We start from the raw sequence: 14785 nt of genomic DNA on the forward strand, positions 1-14785 counted from the left end.
ATCTCCCGCGTTACCCGTCTATTACTGCGCCGGTGATTGTTCGGCATTTAGGGTCAGACGCGCAACCTGGTTAGTTCTGATAAAACGGCTCAGATCGACAGGTTTTCCTTGATACTGGATCTGCACCGCAGCCGGCGCGCCAATTTTAAGCTTGTAAGGTGCCTGACCGGTCAGGTTTAAATTACCATCTTTACGCTGCATTCCGCTGAACAGCTTTTTACCTGTCGCATCGCTGACTTCCAGCCAGCAATCGGCAGTAAAGTTCATCACCAGCGCGTTTGGATCCGCAGCGGCTTCCACACCCGCCTGATTGGTCGGCAACGGTGCAGCGCCATCCGGCGTTGCCGGTGTCGCCGGTGTCGCAGGAGAGGTTGTAGCGGTATCAACGTTGGCCTGAGAAGGCGCGACTACGGCGTTCTGCTGCGGGTCAACCGCAGGTGCCGTCGTCGGCGCAGGCGTTTGCACCGTCTCCGCCGGACCGGTTGCCGCTGGTGTGTTGTCCTGAGTTGCCGTCGCGCTGGTGTCCAGCGGCACGCTTTGTGTGTTTTCGCTGTTGGCGTTCAGCTCAGCAGAGGATTGATCGGCCATCGTGGAGATCTCTTCCTGCTGCGCTTTGTGGTTTTGCCACCACCATGCGCCCGTCAGGCCGACCACCACAAACAGCACCAGCCAGGTAAACGTCATCAACCAGCCATCACGCTTTCTACGACGCTTGCCTAATGAGAAGCTCTGCATCGGTGCCACTTTCGCCGCACGAACCGGAGCCTGTTTCTCCAGAGCCGGTAACAGTTCTTCTTCAGGAATATGGACCAGACGTGCATAAGAGCGAATGTATCCGCGCAGGAACGTTGATGCCAGGTCGGCAGGCGCCTTATCGTCTTCAATGTCGCGTACGGTGGATACCTTCAGGCAAAGTCGCTCAGCGACAGCCTGCTGGCTGAGTCCGAGTTGTTCACGGGCATTACGTAGGCGAACGCCGGTGGATTGTGCTTCATGTTGGTCGTGAGTGGCTTCAGTATTCATTCGCTACAGCTGCTGGTGAAAATTAGGGTTCAGGCGCCGGTGAGTCACAATGCCCACCCACACCGCGAAAATCGGTTCAGTCAACCTGAGTCAAACAGTATAAACCTCTCTGCTGACTCTTAACAAAAACAGCTTAAGCCTGAGGGCTAAACTATTGTCGCGCCGTACATACTGCCTTAAAGTCGACAAAAACGCACCGTTATTATTGACCGGACAAGTACAACCCTGGCCCTCATGCAAATTACATTGCGCCACAGCACAAAAATCCGGCTTTGGCGCAATGTGCATCAGACGGTTTTAACGTCGATAGCCTCACCCTGCATACGCTTACGTAGAGTACGTTTAGTCCGGTCAATCACATCCCCCGCCAGTTGTCCGCAGGCAGCGTCAATATCATCACCGCGCGTTTTACGCACAATGGTGGTAAAGCCGTAGCTCATCAGCACCTTAGAGAAACGGTCAATACGGCTATTAGAACTACGTCCATAAGGTGCCCCCGGGAACGGGTTCCATGGGATCAGGTTGATTTTACAAGGCGTGTCTTTCAGCAACTCTGCCAGTTGATGCGCATGCTCTGTGCCATCGTTAACGTGATCCAGCATGACGTATTCAATAGTGACGCGTCCCTGGTTGGCATTGGATTTCTCCAGATAGCGGCGAACCGCGCCCAGGAAGGTTTCGATATTGTACTTTTTGTTGATTGGTACAATTTCGTCACGAATGTCGTCATTCGGCGCGTGCAGCGAAATCGCCAGCGCGACGTCAATCATGTCACCTAATTTGTCGAGCGCAGGCACGACGCCGGAAGTCGACAGCGTGACGCGACGCTTGGACAGACCGAAGCCGAAATCATCAAGCATGATTTCCATGGCTGGCACAACGTTAGTCAGGTTGAGCAGCGGTTCCCCCATCCCCATCATCACCACGTTGGTGATTGGACGCTGACCGGTGATTTTCGCCGCGCCGACAATTTTCGCCGCACGCCAGACCTGACCAATAATTTCAGAAACGCGCAGGTTACGGTTAAAACCCTGCTGTGCGGTTGAACAGAATTTACATTCCAGCGCACAACCCACCTGCGAAGAGACGCACAGCGTAGCGCGATCATCTTCCGGGATATACACCGTTTCGACGCGCTGATCGCCCACGGCAATTGCCCATTTGATGGTGCCATCGGAGGAGCGCTGTTCTTCAACCACTTCCGGTGCGCGGATTTCCGCCACCTCTTTGAGCTTGTTGCGCAGCACTTTGTTGATGTCAGTCATCTCATCAAAGTTGTCGCTGCAATAGTGGTACATCCATTTCATCACCTGGTCAGCGCGAAACGGCTTCTCACCCATCTCTTTAAAGAATTCGCGCATCTGCTGACGGTTCAGATCCAGCAGGTTGATTTTGCCATTTTTCGCAGGAACCGCAGGGGTGATGATTTCGGAAGTGTTAACTAATTCAGACATAATTTTTTCCGGCCTCGTTGTTACACGTTATGGCCCATGGGAGGTTGAAAAGAAACGCCCCGGTAAGCAGTGCTCATCCGGGGCGTTGCATTGTACAAAGTCTGGCGCAAGGATGCCACGTTTGCACGCGGCATTTACCGAAAATTATTCCCGAAGGGATCAGCGAGTGCGAGCGCACACTTCGCCTTCACCGAAGAAATAGGCGATTTCGCGCTGGGCGGATTCCACGGAATCCGAACCGTGAGTCCCGTTTTCAGTGAAGCTGTCGGCGTAGTCGGCACGCAGCGTACCCGCCAGGGCGTTAGCCGGGTTGGTTGCACCCAGCAGATCGCGGTGACGCTGTACCGCGTTTTCGCCTTCCAGCACGGACACCACGATAGGACCAGAGGTCATGAACTCGACCAGACCGTCAAAGAACGGTTTGCCATCATGCTCAGCATAGAAACCGCGCGCCTGTTCAACGGTCAGGTGCAGCATTTTGGTACCGACGATTTTGAACCCTGCTGCTTCAAAGCGCGCAAAGATATTACCAATAACGTTTTTTGCCACCGCGTTTGGCTTGATGATGGAAAAAGTACGTTCAATAGCCATGATTACCTCTGAAAGATGTTCTGTTGTGTTTTACCTGGCGCGGATTATAAAGAGCATCCCGGCTATTGCATATGGATGAAGGTAACATTTTTTTAAAATAAGATGAGCATTAGCAACAAAAAGTGTCAACCTGGTCTACTGCAACGTAAACCTCACCGTCGCAACCTGCCCGCTCTCATCCATCGCCAGTAGCTGATAGTCACCTTTTTCGCGCAGACGTAACGTGACACCGCGCCCACGTTCTTGTAGCGGTTCGCCATTAAGGAACCACCAGCGCTCTCCTGTGCCGCCGCTGCTCTGAAGCGTTACGCTCGCCTCTGTAGCCCCCGGTAAACGTCTGACGATTGCGCCATCACGCACGCCAGACAGCAACAGTGGTAATGCGGGATCCTGCCCGTGCGGCGGACACACCGTTGAGGATAACGGCAAGCGCGCACGGCGACGCTCAGCGGCGGGCAACCACGGTTCAAGCGGCAACGGCCAGACAATCAGCATTTGTTCTTGCGCCTGCGGACAATCAGCGGCAACGCGTCGGCCTGCCTTATCCAGCCAGATCGGGAAACGAATACCGCTCACCCCTTCCTGCTCCGGCAGCAACAGCGTGGGCGGCTGCACGTCTTCCAGCAGCCAGGTGGCCAGACGACGCCGACAATTGCTGTCACCAGGAGGAAGAGATTGCCCGCCAGGCCAGCACACAACGCCACGGGTGACCGACTGCGGGCGCGGATCTTCCGGCAGCGAGGCGCCACGGGCTAAGAGCAGGTTGTTTACCTGATTGAGCAGCGGGATTGCACTGGCATAACCGAACTGTCCGGCAACGGGCGTACCGTCCGGTCTGCCCGTCCAGATACCGATGACATAGCGAGCATTGAGGCCAATCGCCCACGCATCGCGATAACCATAGCTGGTGCCCGTTTTCCACGCCAGCGGGGCCACCCGGGGAAGCGCGCTATCCGGCAGCGGCTGCGCTTCATCGGCCAAAATACGCCGGATGATCCACGCCGCGCCGGGCGACATCAGTCTGCGTTCGACAAGGGGATCGCCCGGCTGCAAACGCAGTTTTCCCGCTTTGCCGTGGCGAGCAAAAGCGCTGTACCCCGCGACCATATCCTCAAGCCGCGAGCCTGCGCCCCCCAAAATAAGCGACAAATTAGGAGTCGCGCCCGCAGGCAAATACAGCGGCAGTCCACTATTACGTAATTGTGCGGCAAAACGCTTCGGACCGTAGGCCTCAAGCACCTGTACCGCAGGTAAATTCAGCGAGCGCACCAGCGCTTCGCTCATACTGACAGGGCCATGAAAACCGCTGTCAAAATTACCAGGACGATAATCCCCACTACGGCGCGGTACATCCTGCAATAAAGACGCCGGGTGGATTAATCCATCATCCAGCGCCAGCCCATAGACAAAAGGCTTAAGCACGGAACCGGGCGATCGAATCGCCTTGACCATATCCACATGACCGAAACGCGTGGCATCATTCAGATCGACCGAACCGACCCAGCCACGCACGCTCATGTCAGTGTGATCGACGACGATCATCGCCAGCGAACTTCGCGCTGGCAGCCTGCCCTTCCAGTTTTGTGCCAGCTCTTCCAGCTGTCGTTGCAGCCCGGCATCCAGGGTGGTGACAATTTTGTCGCCTTGATTTTTACCCAACATCATCCGCGAGAACAGCGGTGCCAGTTGCGGCATCTGGCGAGGCGTCAGCCAGACCGGCTCTTCACGTGATTCCTCCACCTGGTGCGGCGACCAAATCCCCTGCATTGCCATCCGCTCAAGCACTTTGTTGCGCGCAGCTTCTGCCCGATCCGGCCAGCGATCAGGGCGCAGTCGACTCGGTGCTTGCGGTAATACCGCCAGTAACGCGGCTTCAGAGTAACTGAGCTGTGACGGAGGTTTTCCGAGATAGGCCCAACTGGCCGCGCCAATTCCCTGCAACGTGCCGCCAAACGGCGCACGATTGAGGTACAGCGTCAGGATGTCGCGTTTTGAGAGATGCCATTCGAGCTGCAGAGCGCGCCAGAGCTGGCGAAACTTACCGCCAAAAGTGCGGGGATGTGGATCGAGTAATCGCGCTACCTGCATGGTCAGCGTACTGCCGCCAGAAATCACCCGTCCGGAGGAGAGATCCTGCCAGGCGGCACGAAGAATGGAGAGAGGGTTTACCCCCGGATGTTTCCAGAACCAGCGGTCTTCGTAGTTAATGAGCGCCTCAAGATAACGCGGAGAGACCTCTTCAGGCGTTACCGGATAGCGCCAGATGCCATCCGCGTCAGCAAACCGCCACAGTGGCGTTCCGTCATGGGCCACGACCACCCGCGCCGGATTGACCTCACGTAAAGGCAGCGGCCAGATTTTATCTGCCACCCAGACGGCGCAAACGAGTAAAACAGACGCGGCGGTCAGCCAAAGCCAACCGCCGCGTTTGCCGGTTAATCGCCCCATTTACGGCTTAACAATCAGAATGTCCCCGGCTACACCGGTCGCCCGCCATTGTGGAACATACATCGATTCTACCATGGGCATCGGCACCTGATAGGTTCCCGGCGTCACCGCTCGCGCCAGATAGACCAGCGTCACCGGCTGTCCACTATTCACGGCCACGGCGGCAACAAAGCGGTCATCCCGAAACTCAACGTGCTGAATATCTGCCTGCTGCATTTGATTGAGCAGGTTTTGCACCTCGCTGCCGCTGTCCTGCAAGCTGGCGCTACCGTTTGCCAGATTCTGGTTTTCCAGTTCCAGCCCGGCTGGCAGCAGATCCACCACCAACGCATCCGGTACATCCTGACTGGCTTTCACTTCCAGCCAGACCAGAACAAGTTCACCACTACGCAGGGAATCCAGCGATTTGCTCTGCCCGTCACTGCCCAGAATATGACGCTCAATCTGCAGCACATTGCTGGCAGGTGCCGGAGCCGATTGTGGATAGCCGCTCACGTCCAGGCGCAACCACATCGGTTGAGCACCGTTATTCGTCACCTGCAACGCCGCAAGTTGATCGGCATCCAGATTACGGGTTTGTGCTTTATCGCCCGTCAGCGGTTGCTCCGCAAGAGAAGTCTGCGCCTGCCAGGTACCGGGTAGATCCTGCAGCGAACGGGCTGCCAGGAACAGCGCATTATTCTCCTGCGTTGACAGCCAGCGCTGACTAAACGCTTGTTCAGAGAGCGTGTTCAGCAGCGAGTTCTGGACGTCCGGCTTAAGGTTATTCTCTTCCAGCAACGCCAGCATCAGGGCGTTATCGCGAAGCGGACTACCGTAATCAGCCAGCCACTGACGTTCATCGTGACGCGGGGTGGAGAGCGCCAGCGCAACCGCATCGTCACTCCGTTTCGCGTCCCCCATCGTTTTCAACGCTATACCTAATTGCAGCAGCGGTAAGCCGGATGCCGCCTGACTGCGCCGTTCCCAGATCTCGCGCAGCGCGCCAAGTGGGGCTTTTTGCTGCCGCGCCAGGACCAGCGCGGCATAAGCCTGCACGGCAAATTTGCTTGCCTGCGTATCGCTGGAGTAGCGAATCGACATCATTCCCGGATCCTGCAGGTATCGCAGCAGGCGCGCATTGCCCTGATTGATCCCCGCCGCTGGAACGCTATAGCCCTGCTCACCCGCCCGAACCAGGAAATCCATCGCATAGGCGGTCAGCCAGTACTCTTCCGGACCATTTTTGTCCCACAGCGCGAAACCACCGTTATCACGCTGCATTTGTAACAGGCGGGCAATCCCGGTTTCGATTGCCGCACGACGCTTCTCGTCGGTATCACCCGCGATGCCCAGCGCTTGTAGCTGCGCGGCATTGGTATAAAGCGACGGGAACAGGCCACTGGTGGTTTGTTCCAGACAGCCGTATGGATACGCCTTCAGTTCGCGAATATAGCGCGCCAGATTTAACGGCGGTTTACCACTGAACAACAGTTGGCCCTGTACCGTCACCGGCGAGAAGTTCATCACCCCTTCTTCAGGAAGGGTCCAGCTTTCCCCCGGTTGCAGCATCACGCCGTTATTGACCGTTTGCGCCGGGAATGCCGGACGTACGCCAATCTTCCACTGCTTTTGCTGCGGTCCGATGTCTTCTCCCGGCACGTTCAATCCACTTAACGTGGCCTGCAGCTCACCATCACCAAATCCTTCTTTTGCACGAACAGGAACAAACAAGGTCGTGCGCACGCCCGGCTCCAGATTGACCTGCGCAGGCTGGTCGCTGACCAGTTCGATCAGTCCGCTGGCGGCCAGCGTCACGTTCAGTGACTGTGGTCGATCGGTAAGGTTGGTCACGTCCAGCACCAGTCGCGAGGTATCGCCACCGGCCATAAAGCGCGGCATATTCAGCTCAGCAATGACCGGGGCGGCGACAATAGTTTTGCTTTCATTGCTGCCAAAGTCATCCGCCGTCCACGCCTGCGCCATCACGCGCAGCTCGCCGTTAAAATCGCCAATCGGTAGCGTCACACTGCCTTCACCCTGCTCATTGAGCGTGACCGGTTGCGCCTGCTGCGCCACGATATTTACATGGTTGACCGGCGGTTTACCACCGCGCTTCAGTTCATCGCCATCACCGCCAAAGCGCAGTGCGGCCAGACGCCCCTGGCCCTCAATCACCTGACCATAAATGTCATAAATATCCGCGCCGTAGCGTTTTTGTCCAAAGAAGGCCTGCCACGGATCCGGCGTAACGTAATCGGTAATGTTCAACACGCCGCTATCCACTGCCGACACCAGGACGTTAACCTGTTTTGGCGTCTCGCCGTTTTTACTGCTGGCCTTGATCTTCACGGTCAACGGCTGGTTCGGACGCATTTTAGCCGGGCTTTCCAGCGCCAGCTCCAGACGTCGGTTTTCGTCTCCCAGCGGTAAATGCAGCAAGCCTACGGCACGTTTCGGCGTTGCAGAACGAGATTTATCTCCCGGACGCACCACCAGCGTGCTCAGGTAGAGATCGTGGCGATTCCACGATTTATCGACCGGAATGGAGAGATCCAGCCCCTGCGCCGGGACATCAATTTCCTGCCACCACAGCGGACCTTCACTGGATTCTACCATCGCATAGCCTTTCCCCGCCGCCGGTGCTGCAATATGCAGCTTCATGGTGTCGCCCGGACGATAGGCCGGTTTGTCCAGCTTCAATGTCACGCGATCCGGCCGAGCCGCCCCGCTGCCATCACTGTTATCCTGCCAACTGTAACCTGCCCAGAAACGGACGCTACTGATCGCATCGTTTGGCGCTTTCACTTCCAGTCGGTAGGCACCCCATTCGACCGGGAATGTCACTTTGCCGGTTTCATCGGCTTTCAGATCCAGCGTCTGCTCACCTTCCACCAGATCTTTTTGATCAAAGCGCGACTGCCAGCCTTCGCTTTCCAGCCAGTCCCAGTAGTAGTCGCGACGCTCTCGAATCAAACGCACCTGTAAGCCGGAGACCGCTTTCTTCTCTCCCTGGGCATCGACATAGACAATGTCAAAAGCGGCGTTGCTGTCTTCATCAACAATCGGCTGATTCACCGTAGTATCGGTGCGGTAGTCATATACCGCTTTAACGGCAAATTGCGGGCGGATACCCGGTAATGTGTCTGCCGGCCAGATCGCCTGCTCAGCGCGACGCGTAACAGGACGACCACCGGACTCCAGCAGGCTGGCCTGCAAGATCACCTGCAACGGTGAGTGGGTCTCACGCCACTCGCTATTGGTGCTAATGTCACCACGCCCGGTTTCATCCAGCGTCAGTTGGACTTCATCGAGACTGCGCGACAGGTTCTCCTCGGCAATATTGCCAAACTGGAAGCCGGGCAGTGACGGCACGGCATCACGCAGTGGGCGCAGGTACAGCTGCCCTTGCAGCGCATTGCCATTCGCCGGGGCGCCGTAGAGGTAGTAGCCCGCCACCGAGAACGTCACCTTATCAGACGGCGACAAAGGCGTTTCCTGACTGGTGAGATTCAACGCCATTCGCTCCGGCATGAAATCTTCAACGTGGAAATCCCACATCTGGCTTTGGTTATCGCCCGTGTTGGCGCGAATGTGCCACATTCCGGTTGGCGCACCGCTGTCCAGCGGATAAGTAAAGTGATACAACCCGTTATCCGGTTGACTGACGACAGTACGAATCACCTGGCCGTCCGGTTTAACGACCTCCAGTTTCACTGGCTGATCGGGCAGCGTCTTGCCGTCGCTGTCACGCAGCAGACCGTTGAGGATCACCGTCTCGCCAGGACGGTAGAGATCGCGCGGGCCAAACATAAAGAACTGTTTGCTGTAGCCGGGATCCCCCGCGATGTCGAATTCTGCTAAATCCAGCGCCGGGAGTTTCAGATCCAGCAGCGTGGTTTGCCCCTCTTTACGCGCCAGCAACAGCGCGGCATTCTGGTGATTTTCAAGCTGTACATGGCCTTTCGCATCGCTGGTCGCTTTCGCCAGGGTCTGTCCTTTTTCATCCAGCAAAGCGACATCTACCCCCTGCTGCGCGGCACCATTCTCCAGACTTTGCGTAAACACATCGAGCCGGTTCTGATAGCGATGTGCCGATACGCCGACGTCGCTGAGCGTGAACAACGTTGCGGCGTTGCTGTACTCGTACTGCCCGGCTTTGGTCATCACCGCAACGTAGACACCGGCCTGCTGCAACGGCTTAATCTCGCTCAGCGGCAGAAGAAGTTTTTCGCGGGTGTTACGCGCAGGATTGAGATCAAAGCGACCGGTATAGACCAAATCCGCCATTTTCAGCAGATTGTCGGACTCCCAGTTGGACATCGAATTTCGGTACTCCCACTGACTGACAAAGGCTGCCAGCGATTCAGGTTTCACGCGGAAAAAGTTAACGTCTACGTTGTTCACGTTGAGCGCCATCACGGGCAGCCCTTCCACCACTTTCCCCGGCAGCAGTGAACCACGGCTGGCAAAACCCACGCTGGGTTGAATATCACGCGTGGTGAGGCTTTTCTCATAGTTGATTTCGAAGGTCGCGTTGTTCAGCGCCCTGAGATCGCGCTCAATGGTCACCAGCAGGTCACGATTCGGTTCCAGGTGGCGTAAACGCAGCTCTTTCAGATTCGGCGACAGTTCCCATGCGCCATCGACTTTGCCGCTTTTTTTATCCACCACGTGGACGAGACGGGCAAAATCCTGTTCAGGATCTAACGGGATGGAAAAGGTCAACACCAGCGTCGATGCACCGTCCAGCTGCACCTCTGAGACATCCAGCAGCGTCAGCGCTTTGCCCTCGCTTTCTCGGGCCAGTTTCTGCAACTGCGCGGTATCTTTTTCTGCTTTCTTTTCCGCGGCGGGAGCGTCGTTTTTTGCCGCTATCGGAGCTTTATCGTTGTTGTCGCACCCAGCCAGCGCCAGCATGAGCATGCAGGCGACTACGCGTATGTGTTTCATTTTTCATCCCTGGCCAGTATGGCCCGTTAGCAACGTAGAATCGTTATTATGCGTGAGATTTCACTTTGTGTAAGTCTCTTTCCCCTCCCATCTTGTCTGAATTTAATTAAGAAATGTGGGATCACCGGACAAATCAGCCTCTTTTACTTGTCCCCTGTCGACAAAGGCCTGACAATTTACCGGACACCTGATAAACATGGAGATCCCCATGACTACCGCCTTTTTTGTCGCCGCCGACTGGCTTGCCGAGCATATTGACGATCCGCAGATTCAAATTATCGACGCCCGCATGGCGCCGCCAGGACAGAAAGACCGCGACGTTGCGCAAGAGTATCGCTCGGGACATATCCCGGGTGCGGTGTTTTTCGATATCGAAGCGCTCTCCGACCACACTTCACCTCTGCCGCATATGATGCCACGCCCGGAAAGCTTCGCCGTGGCGATGCGTGAACTGGGGGTTCATCAGGATAAACATCTGATCGTGTATGACGAGGGTAGTCTGTTCTCCGCCCCGCGCGCGTGGTGGATGCTGCGCACCTTTGGCGTGGAGAACGTGTCCATTCTGGGTGGTGGTCTGGCGGGCTGGCAACGTGATGAGTTGCCGCTACAGGAAGGTAACGTCGAACTCCCGGAAGGTGAGTTTGATGCAGCGTTTACCTCTGAAGCCGTCGTGCGCGTCACCGACGTCCTGCTCGCCAGCCATGAGAAAAGCGCACAGATTGTCGATGCCCGCCCGGCAGCACGTTTTAATGCTGAAGTCGACGAGCCGCGTCCAGGTCTCAGACGCGGTCATATACCCGGCGCCTTAAACGTGCCGTGGACAGAACTGGTTCAGGAAGGCGAATTGAAAACAACCGACGAACTGGATGCCATCTTCTTTCGCCACGGCGTCAGTTTTGATCGTCCGATTATCGCCAGTTGTGGTTCTGGCGTGACGGCAGCCGTCGTCGTGCTGGCGCTTGCGACGCTGGACGTGCCAGACGTCACGTTGTACGACGGCGCGTGGAGTGAATGGGGATCGCGTACCGATTTACCGGTAGAACCGGCTGACGCTAAATAAATTCTGATTTCTTAGTCAGCTTCGCCCACAAAAAAACCGCTCAAACATTTGAGCGGTTTTTTTGTGCTGGTCCGGTTCGCGGCCTTTCCAGCTGGCTGTGTTGCCATAGCAACGCAGGCATGCCGTAGTGGGGTAATACTCTCTTTTAAGGAAAATAATGTCAAGTTAGTTAGCCAGGAAACTATTAGGAAGTTGATGTATCATTCTTCCCGGCCCTTTTCGCCGCCTCGCAAGCGGGCACTGGCTTCAGAAAAGGATGTCCCTTGGCCGTTAGCGCAGGCATGTCGTAGTGCTTGCTGTCACGGCATTATCGCCAGTGGTGCTGTCGTGAAGCGGTCTTTGCATGGACCGCACAATGACGATACGGTACGTCTGTATCGTGCTTCTTGTTTCTGGTGTGTTGTGCCTTCACGCAGACCAGAGTTACCCCAGTAATTCTGTTCTCGTAAAGACCAGCGACCAGGGCAGGTAAACGAGGATGCCGCCTTTCGGGGCGGCTTTCCTTCACTTAAATAATTCGGTTCTGTTTGAAATCACGCAGGAACCCGCCCCAGCGGCGTTCGTAGAACGGCGCGATGTGTTCGGTGATAAAGTGGCTGATCCCTTTCTCCCCTTTTTTCACCTGACAGATATCGATCGGTTCATCGCCCGGTAGCGTATCAGTTGCCACACTGCCCGCAGCCTGAATAATCTCCTCAATATCGCCATCGGCCTCAATACCAATCAGCAGATTAGCCTCAGCGTCCGCGCGCTCTTTAATTGAGCAGAGAAACGCACGCTTCACCGGCTTGATGGTCTTAAACAGCGTCGTGAGCGAATCGATCATCTGTGCTGGCGGTTCGGCAACTTCGGAGAGAATCAGCGATTCCCCACCTTCCAGCACTTCCTGCGTGCTCAGTGGATTGCCCTCTTCCCCCATCAGCAGGCTGATTTCGCGAGGCATAAACTCTTTACCCGTCGGCAATTTGGCGTTGAGGAACAGCGTTTCGCCGAGCGTCATTTCAAACAGCGTCCGTACTGGCATCACCACAAACGCCTGCTCATCTTCGACGGCCTGCTGCAACGCTGCCAGCGAGGTGAAAAAAGGGATAACGGTGGTGCCATCTTCTTTTTCCCAGTGCTGAAGATCGAGCGCGCTGTCTTCGACAATCGCTTCGCCGTCTGCCGCAGTACCAGGTACCCAGACAGTGGATTCCAACAGGGTGCGGAAAAATGCCGGACGGTGTGCGGGTTCAGTCGCCGCCTGCTCCAGCAGGGTTTCTAATTCGTTTTTTGTTTCGGACATAGAGATCACAAATTATCTATGGGTTGCAGGCCTGATAAGACGCACTGCGTCGCTACCAGGCAAAATGCCGGGTGGCGCTTCGCTTACCCGGCCTACAAAAACACCTTTCAGGCAGTCAGTAGATTTGCAATAGTGCGCACACCCAGACCGGTCGCGCCGGCAGACCACTGCTCAACCGGCGCTTTGCGGTAGGTCGCCGAACAGTCGATATGCAGCCAGCCCTGCTGGTAGTTTTCCACAAAGTGCGACAGGAATCCTGCGGCTGTGCTCGCCCCTGCCGGATACGCCGCGCTGCCGGTATTGTTCAACTCGGCAAAATTAGACGGCAACTGGTTGCGGTGGAATTCCGCCAGCGGCAGACGCCAGAACGCCTCGTTTTCTTCGGCTGCGCTTGCCAGCAGGCGGTTCGCCAGTTGGTCATCGAAGCTGAACAGCGCGTGGTAGTCGTTACCCAGCGCGGTTTTCGCGGCTCCGGTCAGCGTCGCAGCATCAATGATCAGCTCTGGCTTCTGCGCGCTGGCGTCAATCAGGCCATCCGCCAGCACCAGACGCCCTTCCGCGTCGGTATTCATCACTTCGACGTTTTTACCGTTGCGATAGTGGATGATATCGCCCAGCTTGAACGCGTTACCGCTGATCAGGTTATCCGCACAGCACAGGTACAGCTTCACGCGTTTGTTCAGACCGCGCGTGATCGCAAACGCCAGCGCGCCGGTTACCGTTGCGGCACCGCCCATGTCGGACTTCATGGAGTCCATAAAGGCACTCTGCTTGATGCTGTAACCGCCGGAATCAAAGGTGATCCCTTTCCCGACCAGGCAAGCAAAAACCGGGGCTTCTTTATCTCCTGTCGGGTTGTAGTCGAGCGCCAGCAGGACCGGAGGACGTTCAGAGCCGCGCCCCACAGTATGCAGCCCCATATAGTTCTGCTCACGCAGATCTTCGCCTTTGGTAATACGGTAAGAGACGTGATCGCACGCCACGCTGCACAGCAGGTCAACGGCACGCTGCGCCAGTTGCTCTGGCCCCAGCTCTTCCGCCGGTGCGTTAATGGTGTCACGCACCCAGTCAATAATGGTCAGACGGTTATCCAGCTCCTGACGCTGTACGTCGTCCAGCTCTGGCCATTCTACTTTTCGGCTGCCTTTCGGCGCTTTGTAGCCCTGCCAGAATGACCAGCAGCGGTCTGCATTCCAGCCCTCGCCTGCCAGTTGCACATGCTTGATGCCAAGGCCGTCGATTTTACGTGCCGCGCGCTGAATAAGACCCAGGTCATCTTTCCCATTAAGGTGCAGGGCAATACCATCGTTATTGATACTGTATGTGGCTTTTTCACCCCAGCGTGCGTCAGCAGGTTGTGTGGAAAGCGTAATTTTCATGGCTTCTGTCATGTTATTTATCCTTATTAGCAAACGGGCCGCCTCATGGCAGCCCGTTATGTGACTTACTCTGCTTCATCTAACCAGACTAGCAGAATCGCCTCCAGAATTTTTTCATTGGATGCGTCAGGGTCGTCATCAAATTCCTCAAGATCGCAGATCCACTGATGAAGATCGGTGAAACGAACGGTCTTTGGATCGAGATCGGGGAACGCATCGTACAGCGCTTCACCGATTTCGCGGCTATCGGTCCACTTCAGTCCCATACTACCCTCTGTTAATGCTCACGAGCATGATTGATTGTGTAACGTGGGATTTCGACCACCAAATCCTCCCCGGTTACGCGAGCCTGACAGCTTAAACGGCTCTCCGGCTCCAGTCCCCAGGCTTTATCCAGCATGTCGTCTTCTTCTTCCGTGCTTTCCGGCAGGGAGTCAAAACCTTCACGCACAATGCAGTGGCAGGTCGTACAGGCACAGGATTTTTCGCAGGCGTGCTCAATCTCGATACCGTTGCGCAGCGCAACGTCAAGAATGGTTTCACCGGTCTTAGCTTCCAGAACTGCGCCATCCGGACAGAGATCCTGATGAGGCAAAATAACAATCTTTGGCAT

The 14785-nt window shown here is 56.1% G+C and carries 11 protein-coding genes; 2 read left to right on the plus strand and 9 right to left on the minus strand.

What is annotated here, in order from left to right; all coding sequences use genetic code 11:
• Positions 1–21: 21 nt before the first annotated feature.
• The 5 genes from rodZ to ACQ0PY_RS17235 form a co-directional block, all read right to left on the minus strand.
• On the minus strand, positions 22–1023 hold the full coding sequence (gene rodZ, locus ACQ0PY_RS17215) for a cytoskeleton protein RodZ (protein ID WP_109740506.1): 1002 nt from the start codon (positions 1021–1023) through the stop codon (positions 22–24).
• Between the two features lie 287 nt (positions 1024–1310).
• Entirely contained in the window at positions 1311–2477 is a 1167-nt protein-coding gene (rlmN, locus tag ACQ0PY_RS17220; protein ID WP_042999830.1) for a dual-specificity RNA methyltransferase RlmN, read from the minus strand.
• A gap of 159 nt (positions 2478–2636) precedes the next feature.
• A complete protein-coding gene (ndk, locus tag ACQ0PY_RS17225; RefSeq protein ID WP_042999829.1) occupies positions 2637–3068 on the minus strand; it encodes a nucleoside-diphosphate kinase in 432 nt (143 codons plus the stop codon).
• A gap of 135 nt (positions 3069–3203) precedes the next feature.
• A complete protein-coding gene (gene pbpC, locus ACQ0PY_RS17230; RefSeq protein WP_109740507.1) occupies positions 3204–5516 on the minus strand; it encodes a peptidoglycan glycosyltransferase PbpC in 2313 nt (770 codons plus the stop codon).
• Positions 5517–10448, minus strand: a complete 4932-nt coding sequence (locus ACQ0PY_RS17235) for an alpha-2-macroglobulin family protein (RefSeq protein ID WP_109740508.1) — start codon at positions 10446–10448, stop codon at positions 5517–5519.
• A gap of 208 nt (positions 10449–10656) precedes the next feature.
• Between ACQ0PY_RS17235 and sseA the strand changes: the two genes are divergently transcribed.
• Entirely contained in the window at positions 10657–11508 is an 852-nt protein-coding gene (sseA, locus tag ACQ0PY_RS17240) for a 3-mercaptopyruvate sulfurtransferase (RefSeq protein WP_109740509.1), read from the plus strand.
• A gap of 355 nt (positions 11509–11863) precedes the next feature.
• Positions 11864–11980: a small toxic inner membrane protein TimP gene (gene timP / locus ACQ0PY_RS17245; RefSeq protein ID WP_369862412.1), complete on the plus strand. Its 117-nt coding sequence runs from the start codon at positions 11864–11866 to the stop codon at positions 11978–11980.
• Positions 11981–12016: 36 nt separating this feature from the next.
• Here the strand turns inward: timP and sseB are convergent, their stop codons facing one another.
• From sseB to fdx, 4 genes are all read right to left on the minus strand, one after another.
• Positions 12017–12793: an enhanced serine sensitivity protein SseB gene (sseB, locus tag ACQ0PY_RS17250; protein WP_054176541.1), complete on the minus strand. Its 777-nt coding sequence runs from the start codon at positions 12791–12793 to the stop codon at positions 12017–12019.
• Positions 12794–12900: 107 nt separating this feature from the next.
• Positions 12901–14184 carry an aminopeptidase PepB gene (pepB, locus tag ACQ0PY_RS17255; protein WP_058586952.1) on the minus strand — a complete coding sequence of 428 codons (1284 nt, stop codon included), beginning with the start codon at positions 14182–14184 and terminating at the stop codon, positions 12901–12903.
• 53 nt (positions 14185–14237) lie between these two features.
• Entirely contained in the window at positions 14238–14438 is a 201-nt protein-coding gene (gene iscX, locus ACQ0PY_RS17260; protein WP_042999823.1) for a Fe-S cluster assembly protein IscX, read from the minus strand.
• A gap of 11 nt (positions 14439–14449) precedes the next feature.
• Positions 14450–14785, minus strand: a complete 336-nt coding sequence (gene fdx / locus ACQ0PY_RS17265; RefSeq protein ID WP_044264903.1) for an ISC system 2Fe-2S type ferredoxin — start codon at positions 14783–14785, stop codon at positions 14450–14452.

It is taken from the genome of Citrobacter sp. LST-B2, assembly GCF_057983045.1.

Excerpts from the sequence above, each read along its gene's own strand:
- rodZ (WP_109740506.1), bottom strand. The coding sequence starts at position 1,023 with ATGAATACTGAAGCCACTCACGACCAACATGAAGCACAATCCACCGGC.
- rlmN (WP_042999830.1), bottom strand. The coding sequence starts at position 2,477 with ATGTCTGAATTAGTTAACACTTCCGAAATCATCACCCCTGCGGTTCCT.
- ndk (WP_042999829.1), bottom strand. The coding sequence starts at position 3,068 with ATGGCTATTGAACGTACTTTTTCCATCATCAAGCCAAACGCGGTGGCA.
- pbpC (WP_109740507.1), bottom strand. The coding sequence starts at position 5,516 with ATGGGGCGATTAACCGGCAAACGCGGCGGTTGGCTTTGGCTGACCGCC.
- ACQ0PY_RS17235 (WP_109740508.1), bottom strand. The coding sequence starts at position 10,448 with ATGAAACACATACGCGTAGTCGCCTGCATGCTCATGCTGGCGCTGGCT.
- sseA (WP_109740509.1), top strand. The coding sequence starts at position 10,657 with ATGACTACCGCCTTTTTTGTCGCCGCCGACTGGCTTGCCGAGCATATT.
- timP (WP_369862412.1), top strand. The coding sequence starts at position 11,864 with ATGACGATACGGTACGTCTGTATCGTGCTTCTTGTTTCTGGTGTGTTG.
- sseB (WP_054176541.1), bottom strand. The coding sequence starts at position 12,793 with ATGTCCGAAACAAAAAACGAATTAGAAACCCTGCTGGAGCAGGCGGCG.
- pepB (WP_058586952.1), bottom strand. The coding sequence starts at position 14,184 with ATGACAGAAGCCATGAAAATTACGCTTTCCACACAACCTGCTGACGCA.
- iscX (WP_042999823.1), bottom strand. The coding sequence starts at position 14,438 with ATGGGACTGAAGTGGACCGATAGCCGCGAAATCGGTGAAGCGCTGTAC.
- fdx (WP_044264903.1), bottom strand. The coding sequence starts at position 14,785 with ATGCCAAAGATTGTTATTTTGCCTCATCAGGATCTCTGTCCGGATGGC.